Here is a 14,933-nt window from a genome sequence, read left to right on the forward strand (position 1 = left end):
GAAGTGCTGCCGCGGCTGGGGTGTCCCGGCAAGCGGTGTCGCATTGGGCGAAACTAGCGGGCATGGAACTTATCTCCGGCCCTGGTGGTGGCGTGCGTCTTCCGATGGCTTCGGAGGTGCTTTCGCGGGATAAGGAGCGAAGGTACCGGCGGCTGACTTTGGAGGACCGGGCTTATATCAAGGCCTGTCTGGGCTTGCCGGAGCCGCGTTCCATGCGACAGATCGCCAAGGAGTTGGGCGTGCATCCATCAACGGTGTCCCGGGAGATCCGCCGACACAGTATCGAGCATTGGGCCCGGCGCTATTACGACGCCGGGGTTGCCCAACACCGGGCACTGGTCCGCCGTAGACGGAACCGGCCCGTGAAGCTCTCTGCGGGAACGGCGGTGTGGAAGGAGGTCGTGGCACGCTTGAACCAGCGTTTCTCACCTCAACAGAGCGCTGCGGACCTGAAGAAGACGTTCCCCGAGCAGCCGGAGATGCACGTGTCCCACGAGTCAATTTACCAAGCCCTTTACGTGCAGGGCCGGGGTGCCTTGCGGCATGAACTTGCCGTGGAGAAGGCCCTACGTTCGGGCCGGACCGGTCGTAAGCCCCAATCAAAGCTGCCTGCCAGGAACGTAAGGCCCTGGCTTGAAGGGGCCCGGCTGAGCGACCGGCCCGCCGAAGTCCAGGACCGGGCCGTGCCCGGCCATTGGGAAGGTGATTTGGTCGTGGGTCCCGGTAACTCCGGGATCGTCACCTTGGTCGAGCGCTCCTCACGGTTCACTTTGCTGGGCCGGCTGCCGGGAGCCAGGGACAGCGCGACGGTCATCGAGGTCATGCAGAAAATGATCCACACCCTGCCCCAGGCGATCCTTAAAACGATCACCTGGGACCAAGGCACGGAAATGGCTCAACACGCCAAGTTCACAGTAGCGACCGGCTGCCAGCTGTTCTTCTGTGACCCGCACTCACCCTGGCAACGCGGCACGAACGAGAACACCAACGGACTGGTCCGCGATATCCACCCCAAAGGCACGAACTTCAACCAGGTCAGCGACGAAGAACTCGCCCACACCCAGCACCTGCTCAACATCCGACCGCGTCAAACACTCCAATGGGACACCCCAACTGAAAGACTGACCAAACTAATCGATGGTGTTGCACTAGCAAGCTGAAACCGCCAGCTTGGAACTGTCACCTAATGCCAACTCGGCGGGGGTTTTAACCGTTGACGGCGTTGATCCACACTCCGATGATCCACGTGCTCGCGGCTGCACAGGCGAGGCCGAATTCCACCAGGATGCCGATCCCCGTTGCTTTGAGCGCCGCCCCGCTGGAGCGAACAGCGGCCTGAAAGTTGCGGGTCCTCTGGACCTCGCTGAGGAGAAGGCCTACGGCGAAGCCCACAAAGAGCCCCACCACGGGAATGACGAACATGCCCACGACACCCAGGACAACCCCGATCAGTACCGACCTGCTCGGAATGCCGTGTTGTTTCAGTTTGCGCCCCGTGAGCACGGCACTGGCTGCCATCCCGGCAACCACAAAGACCATCCCGACGGCGAAAATCACCCAGCCAACCGGACCCGCACCACCCCAGATGGCCCACGCCAGCAGGCTCGCGCCGATAAGGATGCTGCCGGGCAGAACAGGGATGATGGTGCCGGCCACGCCGACTGCAATGGCCAGGCCGCACAGGATGGTCACGATGAGTTCGGCGTTCATGGCCCAAGTCTATGGGCCGCTGATCCATGCGCCTTTAACGACAACGACGGCGACGCTCCCTGGCGCGGGAGGCGTCGCCGTCGTCGGTCTTGCGCAGTAGCCGCTATTCGGTGACGGCTGCGGCAACTGCCGCGGTGACCGCGGGTGCAACGCGTGCGTCCAGCGGGCTCGGCACGATGTAATCCGCGGAGAGGTCCTCGGCTGCCAGCTCAGCGATGGCGTTCGCAGCGGCGATCTTCATGGCGGGGGTGATCCGGCGGGCCTTGGCATCAAGTGCGCCGCGGAAAATGCCGGGGAAGGCCAGGACGTTGTTGATCTGGTTCGGGAAGTCGCTGCGGCCCGTGGCAACAACGGCCGCGTACTTCCGGGCAACCTCGGGCAGGACTTCCGGATCCGGGTTAGACAGGGCGAAGACGATCGACTGGTCGTTCATCAGCTTCAGGTGCTCTTCGTCCAGCTTGGAGGAGGAAACGCCCACGAACACATCGGCGCCCGTCAGTCCCTCGCCGGGACCGCCGCTGATACCGCGGGGGTTGGTGCGCCGGGCCATGCGGGCCTTGACGCTGGCGGGATCGGCCACGAGGTCGGCACGGTCGGCGTTGACTACACCCTTGGAGTCGAGCAGGATCACGTCCTCGATGCCGACAGCAAGGAGGATCTCGGCGATGGCGATGCCTGCGGCACCTGCACCGGAGACAACAACCTTCAGGCCCTTGAGTTCGCGCTGGGTCACCTTGGCTGCGTTGGTCAGGGCTGCGAGGACCACGACGGCGGTGCCGTGCTGGTCATCGTGCATGACGGGGCAGTCGAGGGCTTCGATGAGTCGCTCTTCGAGTTCGAAGCAGCGCGGAGCGGAAATGTCCTCGAGGTTCACGGCGCCGAAGCTGGGGCGGAGACGGACCAAGGTCTCAATGATTTCGTCCACATTGGTGGTGTTGAGTACCAAAGGGATGGAGTCGAGGTCGCCGAAGGACTTGAAGAGGGCGGACTTGCCCTCCATCACCGGCAGGGAGGCGCTGGGGCCGATGTTGCCAAGGCCCAGCACTGCGGTGCCGTCGCTGACCACGACAACCAGGCGCTCGGCCCAGGTGTGGGTGCGGGCAAGCTTGGGGTCCTCGTGGATTGCGCGGCTCACCTGGGCCACGCCGGGGGTGTAAGCGATGGAGAGGTCACGCTTGTTGTTCAGCGGAACGGTGCTGGAAATCGTCAGCTTGCCGCCTTCGTGGGCTGCGAAGATCTCTTCTTCGGTCAGTACCAGGGCGTCGTTGTCAGTTGCAATTGTCTCGATGGACACGTCTTTGTCTCCTCAGGCTAGCCGTGGACCCACGGCATGATTCGGGCAGGAACAGAACTGCTGTGGCGGACCAAGGGTGGCTGGTCCGGCGTTGCTTCTGCAGATAGGGGGCTGCTAGCCGCTTCGGTAGTTCCAGCCTAGGGAAGCGTTGAGGGTACAAGATTCAATACCAAGAGAGACGATTCGAGAGTAAAACGTTCAACCTCGCCAAAATGTGACCCACTACATACAAAAAAGCGCATTCTGACCGCCACCCGGTCTAGACCACCGGAGGCTGTTGTCATTCGTCCGCCGACTTTGCTTGACCTTTTCGGCCGTGGCTATTCGCCGGTCATGAGTGAGCAGGCGCGCTTAAGGTCCTTCTCCGCCTCAAACAGGGACAACCTCCGGCAACGTACGGCCTGGACCAGGCCGCTGACCAGGTGCAGGAGAATCCTGGCCTTCACAGTGTCCTTGCCCGCATCCTTGCTGAGCGAACCCACCACCTCTTCCGAGAGGGCATCGATCTCCCGCAACAACTGCGCAGTGTCGTCATCCTTGCCCGCCGGGCGGATCAGGCAGTGCTCCACACCAGGTTGCATCACCCGGAGATGGAAGATTTCCATCATCAAACCCGCGAGTGCGTGACCCTTGGCGCCGCGCTGGTGGACGCCCTCCATTAGCTCCCTGAGCTGCTGCCTATAGACGGCGAGCATGAGGTGGGAGGTGGAGGGGAAGTAGCGGTAAAGGGTTCCAAGCGGGACATCGGCGCGGGCAGCAACGTCGGAGAGGCTCAAGGTATCGAACTGACGCTGGGCGAACCCTGCGGCCGTTTTCAGGATGCGGGCATAGCGCAACTGCTGCCGCGGGGTGGTGGGCGCGGCAGCCATACGGGGAAGCCCCGTGGTCAGGTCAAGGGAGTACGGTTCCAGTGAGTTGGTTACGGGCATTTCCGGCGATCTCTTGGCAGGCTGACAAGGAGGCGGCCGGCCGGCGCGAAGACCACCGGCTGGCCGATCGCATCAATGATACGGGAGCTTCTTGACCATTCCCTGAGAGTCCCCCGGAGTCCCGGCGGCCGCCGCTCCCGGAAATAGCGGGCCGCCCGCATACACTTTCATGCAGACTTGAAACCCGCAGGAGGAAACGCATGGGGACAATACGACGCCGGATGGCAGCGGCGCTGCTGGCCGCCACAGTGGCGGCCATGGCATTTGGTTCCCTATCGGCGTCGGCAGCGCCCAGCAACGGACCCGATCCCCTGCTCAACGGTCAAGCCTTCGTGGGCAAACAGCTGACCGCAGATATCGGCCCCTACACCTTCTACGGCTGCGGTGGCGGCAAAGGCCCCGACTACTCGATCTACTGGACCCGGGACGGATTCCTGGTGGCCGGGGAGACGACGTCGAGCTACAACCTGGAGGCGGACGACACCGGCTCCAGGATGGCCGTGCACGTTACTGCCAGCAAGACCGCTTGCGGTGGAGAATCCCTGCACAGCGCCGAGACCAGGCCTGTCGGCGCCGTGAACCGTGCGGCAGGGTTCACCGGCAGGAGCTTCGAGCTGCTTGCCAGGGCCTCTGACGGATCGCTGCTCCTGTATGGCCGCAACGGCGCAGGGTGGGATGCTGCGCGGACCGTGGGCTACGGCTTCAACATCTTCAACCTGGCTTTCTCCCCAGGGGACTTCGACGGCGACGGCAAGAGCGACATGATCGTCCGTGATTCCGTGGGCGGCCTCTACCTCTTCAGCGGTGACGGGGCCGGCGGCTGGAAACCGGCACGTGCCATCGGCAACGGCTGGAACATTTTCGACTCCATCATCGGCCCGGGCGATTTCAACGGTGACGGCAACAACGACGTCCTTGCCAGGGAGCCTGGCGGCGCCCTCTATCTGTACCCCGGCAATGGCGCGGGAGGCTGGCTGCCGCGCACCGCCGTCGGGACCGGCTGGAACGTGATGAACGCTTTGGTGACGCCGGGAGACTTCAACGGCGACGGCAATGTGGATCTGCTGGCGCGCGACGGCAACGGATACCTGTTCGTCTACACGGGCAATGGCGCAGGCGGATGGTCGCGCTCATGGATGATCGGCGTTGGCTGGAACGCACTCAAGTACGTCGGCGCTGCCGGCGACTTCAACGGCGACGGGTTCCCCGACGTCTACGGCGTGGATCAGCAGGGCCGCCTGCTGACGTACTACAGCGACGGTCGTGCGGGCTGGAAGGGCTCCGAGGCCGTGGGTGCAGGCTTTGGATGGTTCACAGCAATCTTCTAAAAACCCGGACGCTGTACCATTAACTTCATAAAGTCTGGGGAGGACACAATGTACGCTCCATCACGCCTGGGGTCTGGCGTGCGTCGAGCGGTTGCCGCAACAGTGGCTGCGATCGTCGCGGCCATGGTTGTGGGGCCCGCGCCCGCCATGGCCACCATGGATCCCGAACCGCCGGTCATCACCGGTGCGCCCTATGTCGGTTCCACGCTCACCGTCACATGGGATCCCTCCGCCTACAAGGGGTGCGGTGCCGGAGCCGGCCCCGACACCCGGATCTACTGGACCAGGGACGGCGAGGTCGCCACGGACCATCCCACCTGGCCCAACTACGTACTGGGCGAAGAGGACCGCGGTAAAACCATCGCCGCGCACCTCGTGGCCGCCTACCCGTGCGAGGACATGGAAGTAGCGAGCGAGGAGACCGCACCGATCTCGGCCTCCAACCGACCCAACGGCTTCACCAGCCGCGGTGCCTTCGAGCTGCTCGCCCGACGCTCCGACGGCGCCCTTCTCATGTACCCGCGGACCAACAACACCTGGGAACCCGCACGAACCGTAGGCATGGGATGGAACATCTTCCCCACCGTGTTGTCTCCGGGTGACTTCGATGGCGATGGCAACAACGACGTCCTGGGCCGGGACTCGTCAGGTGGCCTCTACCTCTACAGCGGCAATGGTTCAGGCGGCTGGAACGGTCCCCGCAAAGTAGGGACGGGGTGGAATATCTTCACCTCCCTCGTAGCTCCAGGCGATTTCAACAGCGATGGCAACAACGACATCATGGCCCGCGATGCCAACGGCGTCCTCTACCTCTACCCCGGCGACGGACACGGCGGCTGGCTGCCACGAACCGTAATCGGCCAGGGTTGGAACGCGTTGGATGCACTCATCACTCCTGGCGACTTCGACGGCGACACCAACGTGGACGTCCTGGGCCGCGACTCCGCCGGGAACCTCAGGCTCTACAGCGGGAACGGCGCGGGTGGCTGGAGCGGCACGGCAGTGGTCGGCTGGGGTTGGGGCGGCATGAGCAAGATCGGAAGCGCAGGCGATATCAACGCCGACGGAAAGCTGGACGTCTTCGCCGTCGACAGTTCCGGTCAATTGCGTGCCTACTACGGCAACGGCGCCGCGGGATGGACCGGAAGCGCTGTGGTCGGCTGGGGTTGGGGCGGGTTCACCGACCTGTTCTAGTTTCACTTCGTTGAGGGCCCCGTTCGGAGATATCCGGACGGGGCCTTCGTCATAAACGGGGCCCTCTATCCCGGCGCCGCTGCAGGCGGTAGTGTCATCCCAATTGATCTCTTTCGGCCGTCTCCGTGCCGCCTTATTTTCTTGGGGGAATCCTTGGGCTTCAAACCTGCCCTGCGCGCGCCTGCGCGCCGCAGTCCTCGACGACTGCTCACGCTTCTCACTGTTCCACTGGTTGCCGCTGGGCTGCTTGCCTCGGCGCTGCCTGCATCCGCAGCAACAGCGACCTCCGAAACCGCCGCCATTCAAACAACCTCCGGCCTCGAAACGGCGGATGCCATGCCGATCGAAGCGGCACCCCGCTCCAAGGGCTTCGACGGCGACGGCACCTTCGATCTGTTCACCCGCGACGCCGCTGGCCGGCTCCTGCTCTACCCCACCGACGGCCGAGGCAATTGGCAGGCTCCGCGTGTCATCGGCAATGGCTGGCACATCTACAACCTGCTCGTGTCACCGGGTGACTTCGACGGCGACGGAACTGTGGACGTCATGGGCCGCGACGGCTACGGACGGCTCTTCCTCTACCAAGGCAATGGTGCCGGAGCCTGGAAGCAGGCCTTCCAGATCGGTCAGGGCTGGCAGGGTTTCGTCAACCTCATCGCACCCGGCGATTTCAACGGCGATGGCACCAATGACATCCTTGCCCAGGACGCAGCAGGCAACGTATCCCTCTACCCGGGAAACGGTCGCGGCGGCTGGCTAGCACCAAGCAAAGTCACTACAGGCTGGCAGGGACTTGATGCTGCCGGCGCGGGGCATTTCTACGGCACACCCGAGGCAGTGGTCCTTAGCCGCACCTGGTGGGGCGACCTGCAGGCACGCTCTTCCACGCGCAACGGTTTCTTCTATGATTACGGAAGCCCCGCCGCCTATGACGGCACCATTGGCAGGGGCTGGGAGGCGCTCACTCGTTTCGGGATTGCCGGTGACTTCAACGGCGATGGCTACAACGATGTTTACGGCATCAGCCCCAATGGTCAGCTGACGATGTACCTCGCTGATCCTTCCGGCTTCAGCAGCTGGGGCATCTACGGTTTCAAGTGGAAAGGCCAACCAGTAGTCGGCAGCGGCTGGAACGTCATGAACTACGTCTTCTAGGAGCTGTTCGACTTCCTGGGCTACGCCACGCTCTTGATCTTCACCACGAACACGGCACCCAAGAGCCCGATGACTGCGGCGGCTACGTACAGCGAGACGTAGCCGCCCCAGTATTGAACAAATACGAAGGCGATCGCTGGTGCGATCACCTGCGGCAACGAATTCGCGATGTTGATGACACCCAGGTCCCGCCCGCGATCCAGAGCCGTGGGCAGGACCTGGGTGATCAGCGCGAAGTCCACCGCAAGGTAGGCCCCAAAGCCGATTCCGAGCACGGCCGCGCCGGCAAGTCCGCCGATCCACGTCGGAGCGAAGGCAAGAATCAACGACGCCGCGGCAATGATGACCGACGACGCTATGACCAAGGGCTTCCGCTTTCCCATCCGATCACTTAGGCGTCCACCCAGGACACTGGTGATGATGACCATGACGGCGTACAGCCCTGTCAGGACCAGCACGCCGAACTCGGGCTCGATCCCTTGCGTTTCCTTGAGACGGACAATGTCGCTGAGGAAGAAAAGCAAATACAGGGTGATCATGTGGTTGCCCGTGCTGACCAGCAGCCGGGTGAGCCAGGCCCACGCAAAGTCGGGGTAACGTTTCGGCGAAACCCAGAAACCCTTGAGGAACGGCCACAGGCTGAACGGCGGCCGCTCCTGGGGCGGAAGGGGCTGGTCATCACTCTTGAAGAGATAAAGCACGACGCCGGCCAGCAGCGCTGCGGCGCACACCCAGTAACCTGCGGCGAAGTCTCCGGCGACGACGGCGGCGATCACGGCGCCCACGAGGATACCTACCGTCTGGCCCATGGCGGCCAAGCCGCCAACAGTTCCGCGCTGCGGCACGGGAACCCTGTCCGGGACGGCGGCGGTAATGGCCGAATACATAGCGTTGGCTCCCGCCTGCACCAGGCACCACAGCAAAGTCATCACGGCTACGTTGGGCGCGCCCGCCAGGGCAACAAGGGCAACGGCACCGAGGATTGCTCCCATCAGAACCCAGGGAACCCGCCGCCCAAACCTGGATGTGGTCCGGTCGCTGAAGGCGCCGAACAGGGGATTCGCCACCATGGAAACTGCAGCACCGCAGCCGGTGACCAAGGCCAGGATGGCCTCCTTCTGGCCCTCGTCAAAGTGGGCAGCCTGCTGGCCCAGGAGAACCTGAAGGGGACCGAAGAACGCTGCGTTGATGCCCAGGTTGACCAGTACCACGCCGGTGACCCAAACAGGGCGGACTGGTTTAACCGGGTCAGCCAGCGCCGTGGTGCCGCCACGGACGACAGCGGGATCCGGTACCGGCCCCGGAAGGTCGGACAAGCTCATGGCAGGTTCCCCCTCGTTTGAATGTGTGAATTCAGCCTAGCGTGGCGGAGGGACGCTGAACCGCCGTCGCGTCGTTTATTCACATAGCCCGAAATACGCACCCAAGCAGCCCGTGTGGCGCGTTAGTGTGGCCTCAAACCCACGGAGGAGAAGCACCATGAGCCAGCATGTAAATACGGCAGATCTCTATGACGAACGCGGTGAGGAACTCGAGTCCCTTGCTGTCCAGTTCCAGAACCTTGGACGCCACACGCATTTCAGCGGCCCCGTCCGTACTATCCGGTGCCATGAGGACAACGCGCTGGTGAAATCAGTCCTGGCCACGCCCGGCGACGGAGCAGTCCTGGTCGTCGATGGCCGAGGTTCATTGCGGACTGCCCTCATGGGCGACATGATCGCTGAAAGCGCCGTGGAAAACGGCTGGGCCGGAGTGATCATCTACGGAGCCATTCGCGACCGTGAGGCCATCGCCCGGCTCTCCCTGGGCGTCAAAGCCCTCGGAAGCAACCCCCGGAAGAGTGCCAAGACGGGGGCCGGCGAGGTCGATGTGGAACTCGTGATCGACGATGTCCGCATCCGTCCCGGGGTGATGATCTTCAGCGATCCGGACGGAATCCTCCTGGAACGCTGAGGTGAGCGGAGGAGACTTGAAGAGGGTCGGCCAAGAAATATTCTCCCGCTGGGAATGATCGGGGCGTTAGGATAGTTACTGAAAGCAACTATCCTGCTTAATCCCACTTTTCTGCCATCTCTGGAGAAGATATGTCCAATTCCACGCCCGTTCGGGCTGCTGGTGAGGTCCTGACCCATCGTCAGACACTCACCGTCATGGTGGGACTCATGCTCGGCATGTTCCTGTCCTCGCTGGACCAGACCATCGTGTCCACGTCCATCTACACCATCGCCAACGACCTCGACGGTTTGTCCCTGCAGGCGTGGGCCACTACGGCGTACCTCATCACCTCCACGGTGAGCACCCCGCTGTACGGCAAGCTCAGCGACATCTTTGGCCGCCGCCCGTTGTACCTCACGGCCATCCTGATCTTCCTCGCCGGCTCCCTGTACGCAGGATCCGTCCACTCCATGACGGAGCTTGCCATCGCCCGCGGCATCCAGGGCCTGGGCGCCGGCGGCCTCCTCGCGCTGGCCCTGACCATCATCGGCGACATCGTTGCCCTGAAGGACCGGGCCAAGTACCAGGGCTACTTCATGTCCGTTTTCGGCGTCTCGTCTGTCCTTGGCCCTGTCATTGGCGGTGCCTTTGCCGGTTCAGCCAACATCCTGGGCTTCGACGGCTGGCGCTGGGTCTTCTTCATCAACCTCCCCATCGGCCTTGCCGCGCTGGTGGTGGTCTTCATGTACCTGCACCTGCCAGTCAGGCACGTGAAGCAGAAGATCGACTACTGGGGCGCAGCCGCCATCACCTTGGCGATTGTTCCGCTGCTCCTGGTAGCTGAGCAAGGCCGCACCTGGGGCTGGTCCTCTGCGGGATCATGGCTTTGCTACGGACTGGGCGTCATCGGCATCGTGGCGTTCCTCCTCGCCGAGAAGCGTGCCGGCGACTACGCGCTGATTCCGTTGCGTCTCTTCAAGAACACCACGTTCGGCTTGTCCTCGCTGTTGAACTTCATCATCGGTATCGGCATGTTCGGTGCCATCGCCATGCTGCCCATGTATTTGCAGCTGGTGAAGGGCCTTACTCCCACTGAGGCAGGCCTGATGATGATCACCTTCACCGTGGGCATCCTCTTCGGCTCCATCTCCGCCGGCCGCACCATCTCCAACTCCGGTGTATACCGGATCTTCCCGATCATGGGAACGGCAGTGCTTGCAGGCGCAGCAACGGTCATGGGGCTTGTCCTGGGCGTCGATACCGGCTTGTGGGTTCCCGGACTGATCGCAGTGTTCTTCGGCGTCGGACTCGGCTTCTGCATGCAACCGCTGACCCTTGCCATGCAGGTATCCGTCCCGCCCAAGGACATGGGCGTTGGCACCTCCACGGCCGCGTTCTTCCGTTCCATGGGCGGCGCCGTCGGCACGGCAGTGTTCATCTCCATGCTGTTCAGCACGGCCGCGGACAAGATCGCAGACGGCATGAAAACAGCAGCATCCAGCCCCGACTACCAAGCTGTCATGCGGGACCCTGCCGTGGCCTCGGATCCTGCGAACGCCAAGCTGTTCGACTTCTTCAAGAACGGTGCCAACAACGATTCGTTGAACGACACCAGCTGGTTGCACTCGGCCAACAGCACGCTCACCCGGCCGATCACGGAGGGCTTTGCACAGGCAATTGACGTGGTCATGTTGACCGCTGCGGGCCTGATGATCATCGCTTTCCTGATCAGCTTCGCGCTGCCGAACAAGAAGCTCACGGATCCCAAGGCTGCCGCAAAGGATTCAGTTCCGGCCCACTAGTTCCCCGCGAAACCAAGCAGCATACCGTCCGACGACGGCCCTTGAGGATGGCACCATCCCTAAGGGCCGTCGTCGTGCTTTGTGTTCAATTTGTGGACTCAAGGAGCGGGTTGGAGGTCCGGACGAGCACCGTTCACGGACTACCAGTGAACACACAGCCCGTGATCAGGGCTGAATGGGTTAAGAAAGTGAATGCATGTCACGTCCATCACGTGACTGGATCTTGGCGGATATGACGTGCCACACTGTGTAGCGCGAGTGCACCGGCGTCCCCGTCGGAACAGCCGACGACGTCACGCACCGCATTCCCACACATCTTTCCCAAGGGAGACCCATGTCCAGTCCCAGCACCGAAGCAGGCGCGCCCCACGTTTCCCGGAAGGTGATCGGCCTGGCTGTCGCCGGCGCAGTTGGCGGCTTCCTGTTCGGCTTTGATTCGTCCGTAGTCAACGGTGCGGTGGATGCCATGGCGGGCGAGTTCGCCATGAGCGAGGCTCTCACCGGCTTTGCTGTCGCCGTGGCCTTGCTCGGCTGTGCCGTGGGCGCCTACCTGGCCGGTAAAGTTGCCGACCGGTACGGCCGCATCCCCGCAATGAAGATCGGCGCACTCCTCTTCCTGGTCAGCGCCATCGGAACCGGCCTCGCCTTCAGCGTGTGGGACCTCATCTTCTGGCGGCTGGTAGGTGGCCTCGGCATCGGGCTCGCATCCGTGATTGCCCCCGCCTACATTTCGGAAATCTCCCCGCGGCACGTCCGCGGCCGTTTGGCCTCGCTCCAGCAACTGGCCATCACCACGGGTATCTTTGCGGCGCTGCTCTCCGACGCGGTCCTGGCCAACTCTGCCGGCGGCGCGGACGGAACGCTGTGGTTCGGGATCGAAGCCTGGCGCTGGATGTTCATCGCCTGCGCCGTGCCTGCCGCCATCTACGGCTGGATCGCCTTCCGCCTGCCCGAGTCGCCGCACTTCCTGGTACTCAACGGCAAGGAAGACCAGGCCCGCACCATCTTCAACAAGCTCATTCCGGGCGACGACATCGACCGGCACATCCGCGAGATCCGCGAATCCATCCAGCAGGAAAAGCTCTCCACCAAGAAGGGCTCTCTGCGCGGCAACCGCTTCGGCCTGCTGCCCGTGGTGTGGATCGGCATCATCCTGTCCGTGCTGCAGCAGTTCGTCGGCATCAACGTGATCTTCTATTACTCCACCACTCTGTGGAAGGCCGTTGGATTCCAGGAAAAGGACTCCCTGACCATTTCCGTGGCCACCTCCATCACCAACATCCTGGTGACGCTCGTGGCCATCGCACTGGTGGACCGGATTGGCCGCCGGCCCATCCTGCTGACCGGCTCCATCGGCATGGCAGTATCGCTGGGGGTCATGGCGCTGGCCTTCTCCTCCGCGGTCGGCACTGGCTCCGAGATCACCCTTCCGGGTGCTTGGGGACCCATCGCCCTGGTAGCGGCGAACATCTTCGTCATCAGCTTCGGCGCCTCGTGGGGACCGCTCGTGTGGGTGCTGTTGGGCGAGATCTTCCCCTCCCGGATCCGCGCACGCGCTTTGGGCCTGGCAGCCGCCGCGCAATGGATCGCCAACTTTGCCATCACGCTCAGCTTCCCCATCATGGCGGCAGGTTCGCTGCCCCTGACGTACGCCATGTACGCAGCGTTCGCCGCGGCGTCGTTCTTCTTTGTGATGTTCAAGGTGCCCGAGACCAATGGCATGTCCTTGGAACAGGCGGAAACCCTGTTCGTCCCGAAGGGGGCGCCGGTAGCGCCGCTTCCGGTCACCTCGGACGAAGGCAAATAGCAGACGAAGAAGCCCGGCGGATCATATCCGCCGGGCTTCTTTTGCTTGGTGGCTTGTTACACCAGGTGCGGTTCGTGGGACGACAGGAAGCTGCGGCCGCTGAACGCGATCAGAATGGCAATCACCATGGCAACTGCGCCAGCGAAGAACGGCACCTGCGGCCCGAAGTGCTCGCCGAGCTGCGCGGCGGCAAAGGGAGCCAGCGCGCCGCCCATCCAGCGGACAAAGTTGTAGCCCGCCGACGCGACGGGACGCGGCGAATCGGAGACGCCCATGGCCAGTTCCGTGTAGACCGTGTTGTTGATGCCCAGCAGGGCACCGGCCACGATGACAAGCACGACGACGGCAGTCACCGAGTGCCCGGCAGCCAGTCCCAGCCCGACGAGGTCGAGCATCAGGACAGCCAGCGTTCCGGTCAGGACCTTGACGGCACCGAAGCGCTTTTGCAGGACGGGAGCCACGAATACCGAGAACACGGCTACGGCAACGCCCCAACCGAAGAACACTCCCCCGATGCCGTAGGCATCCATTCCCAGGATGAAGGGAGTGAAGGCGAGGATGGTGAAGAAGCCGTAGTTGTAGAACAGCGCGCTGGCTGCGGTGGCGCGGAGGCCCTTGTGGCCAAGTGCGAGGAGCGGGTCCCGGAGGCGGGACTTCTTCGCCGGGGCAGGTGTCTTGGGGAGCAATGCCAACAGTGCGATGAATGCTGCGGCCATCAGGACCGCCGTGCCGAAGAACGGGGCGCGCCACTGCCATCCGCCAAGCAGGGCACCGAGCAGCGGGCCGAGCGAGATGCCCAGGCCCAGGGCGGCCTCGTACAGGATGATCGCTGTGCCGGTACCACCGCTGGCCACACCGACGATCACGGCCAGGGCAGTTGCGACAAACAGTGCGTTGCCGAGTCCCCACCCCGCGCGGAAGCCAACCAGCTGCTCAACACTGCCGGACAGGCCGGACAACGACGCAAACACCACGATGATCGCCAGGCCGATGAGAAGCGTCTTCTTGCCGCCGATCCGGGACGACACGAAACCACTGATCAACATCGCCACCGCAGTCACCAGGAAGTAGCTGGTGAACAGCAATGACACTTCACTGGTGGAGGCCTGCAGGTTCTTGGCGATCGCAGGGAGGATGGGGTCCACGAGCCCGATGCCCATGAAGGCGAAAACAGCCGCGAGGGCCGTGGCCCACACCGCTTTCGGCTGTTTGAGCAGGGAAGCTTTCTCCGCTTCGAGGGTGGTTTCGATGGTTGTTTCGGCGCTTGCTGAAGCGTCAGCCAACTGGCGTGACATTCAATTGCTCCTTGTCGGTGCGTTAATTCGTGTTAGTTCTGGAATGAGCTGTTGATTTTGCTGATGACGGGAAGTGCCGCGGCCAGCTGCTCGATTTCCTGTGCGCTGAGGCCCTGCAGCAGTTCGGCCACCATGGCATTCCGCCGCTGGTTGGCCGATTCGACGGCGGCAGTCCCGGCGTCGGTGATGGCCACCTGGACGGCGCGGGAATCGTCGGGGTCGGGTCGACGGGTGACCAAGCCGGCACGCTCAAGCTTGATGATCTGCTCTGTGGCGCTCGGGACTTTGATCCCCAGGTTCTTGGCGATGTCACCTACGCGGAGGCCGCCGTCGGAGATCATGGAGAGCAGGCTCAGCTGGGCAGCCGTCAGCTCGCCCTCCGGGTCCAGGCGTCGGAACATGTAGACGCCCAGGCGCAGTGCTTCGCGAAAGTCCTGTGCGAGGTCCGTGAGGCGGGGATCAGGAGAACCGTTCATATTTAGGT

Annotated in this window: 13 protein-coding genes; 7 read left to right on the forward strand and 6 right to left on the reverse strand. The window is 63.2% G+C overall.

The window, feature by feature from the left end; all coding sequences use genetic code 11:
• Positions 1–62 precede the first annotated feature (62 nt).
• The gene (locus tag HMI60_RS18560; protein ID WP_209783738.1) at positions 63–1,160 is read left to right on the forward strand and encodes an IS30 family transposase; all 1,098 of its coding nucleotides are present in this window, start codon (positions 63–65) and stop codon (positions 1,158–1,160) included.
• A gap of 46 nt (positions 1,161–1,206) precedes the next feature.
• Here HMI60_RS18560 and HMI60_RS18565 read toward each other — a convergent pair whose 3' ends face one another.
• From HMI60_RS18565 to HMI60_RS18575, 3 genes are all read right to left on the reverse strand, one after another.
• Complete coding sequence (locus HMI60_RS18565; protein ID WP_018780169.1) at positions 1,207–1,710, reverse strand: DUF456 domain-containing protein; 504 nt, start codon at positions 1,708–1,710, stop codon at positions 1,207–1,209.
• A gap of 103 nt (positions 1,711–1,813) precedes the next feature.
• Positions 1,814–3,004, reverse strand: a complete 1,191-nt coding sequence (locus HMI60_RS18570; RefSeq protein WP_018780170.1) for an NADP-dependent malic enzyme — start codon at positions 3,002–3,004, stop codon at positions 1,814–1,816.
• A gap of 320 nt (positions 3,005–3,324) precedes the next feature.
• Positions 3,325–3,933: a TetR/AcrR family transcriptional regulator gene (locus HMI60_RS18575; protein WP_018780171.1), complete on the reverse strand. Its 609-nt coding sequence runs from the start codon at positions 3,931–3,933 to the stop codon at positions 3,325–3,327.
• Positions 3,934–4,133: 200 nt separating this feature from the next.
• On the opposite strand from HMI60_RS18575, the gene HMI60_RS18580 reads away from it, so the two are divergent.
• From HMI60_RS18580 to HMI60_RS18590, 3 genes are all read left to right on the forward strand, one after another.
• Complete coding sequence (locus HMI60_RS18580) at positions 4,134–5,261, forward strand: VCBS repeat-containing protein (RefSeq protein ID WP_227453593.1); 1,128 nt, start codon at positions 4,134–4,136, stop codon at positions 5,259–5,261.
• Positions 5,262–5,309: 48 nt separating this feature from the next.
• Positions 5,310–6,455 (forward strand): VCBS repeat-containing protein, encoded by a 1,146-nt coding sequence (locus tag HMI60_RS18585; protein WP_193590187.1) that lies wholly within the window; start codon positions 5,310–5,312, stop codon positions 6,453–6,455.
• Between the two features lie 153 nt (positions 6,456–6,608).
• On the forward strand, positions 6,609–7,610 hold the full coding sequence (locus tag HMI60_RS18590) for a VCBS repeat-containing protein (protein WP_227453594.1): 1,002 nt from the start codon (positions 6,609–6,611) through the stop codon (positions 7,608–7,610).
• A gap of 20 nt (positions 7,611–7,630) precedes the next feature.
• Here the strand turns inward: HMI60_RS18590 and HMI60_RS18595 are convergent, their stop codons facing one another.
• Positions 7,631–8,932 carry an MFS transporter gene (locus HMI60_RS18595; RefSeq protein WP_193590189.1) on the reverse strand — a complete coding sequence of 434 codons (1,302 nt, stop codon included), beginning with the start codon at positions 8,930–8,932 and terminating at the stop codon, positions 7,631–7,633.
• 157 nt (positions 8,933–9,089) lie between these two features.
• Here HMI60_RS18595 and rraA point away from each other — a divergent pair, with 157 nt between their 5' ends.
• The 3 genes from rraA to HMI60_RS18610 all read left to right on the forward strand — a co-directional run bounded on the left by rraA (position 9,090) and on the right by HMI60_RS18610 (position 13,154).
• On the forward strand, positions 9,090–9,563 hold the full coding sequence (rraA, locus tag HMI60_RS18600) for a ribonuclease E activity regulator RraA (protein WP_018780176.1): 474 nt from the start codon (positions 9,090–9,092) through the stop codon (positions 9,561–9,563).
• 131 nt (positions 9,564–9,694) lie between these two features.
• Entirely contained in the window at positions 9,695–11,347 is a 1,653-nt protein-coding gene (locus HMI60_RS18605; protein ID WP_193590190.1) for an MDR family MFS transporter, read from the forward strand.
• A gap of 334 nt (positions 11,348–11,681) precedes the next feature.
• Positions 11,682–13,154: a sugar porter family MFS transporter gene (locus tag HMI60_RS18610; protein ID WP_018780178.1), complete on the forward strand. Its 1,473-nt coding sequence runs from the start codon at positions 11,682–11,684 to the stop codon at positions 13,152–13,154.
• Between the two features lie 56 nt (positions 13,155–13,210).
• Here HMI60_RS18610 and HMI60_RS18615 read toward each other — a convergent pair whose 3' ends face one another.
• Together HMI60_RS18615 and HMI60_RS18620 are read right to left on the reverse strand one after the other, a co-directional pair.
• Positions 13,211–14,449 (reverse strand): MFS transporter, encoded by a 1,239-nt coding sequence (locus HMI60_RS18615; RefSeq protein ID WP_193590191.1) that lies wholly within the window; start codon positions 14,447–14,449, stop codon positions 13,211–13,213.
• A gap of 32 nt (positions 14,450–14,481) precedes the next feature.
• Positions 14,482–14,925 carry a MarR family winged helix-turn-helix transcriptional regulator gene (locus HMI60_RS18620; RefSeq protein ID WP_018780180.1) on the reverse strand — a complete coding sequence of 148 codons (444 nt, stop codon included), beginning with the start codon at positions 14,923–14,925 and terminating at the stop codon, positions 14,482–14,484.
• Positions 14,926–14,933: the final 8 nt, after the last annotated feature.

Source organism: Paenarthrobacter sp. YJN-D (assembly GCF_015040335.1).
Classification (GTDB): Bacteria; Actinomycetota; Actinomycetes; order Actinomycetales; family Micrococcaceae; genus Arthrobacter; species Arthrobacter nicotinovorans.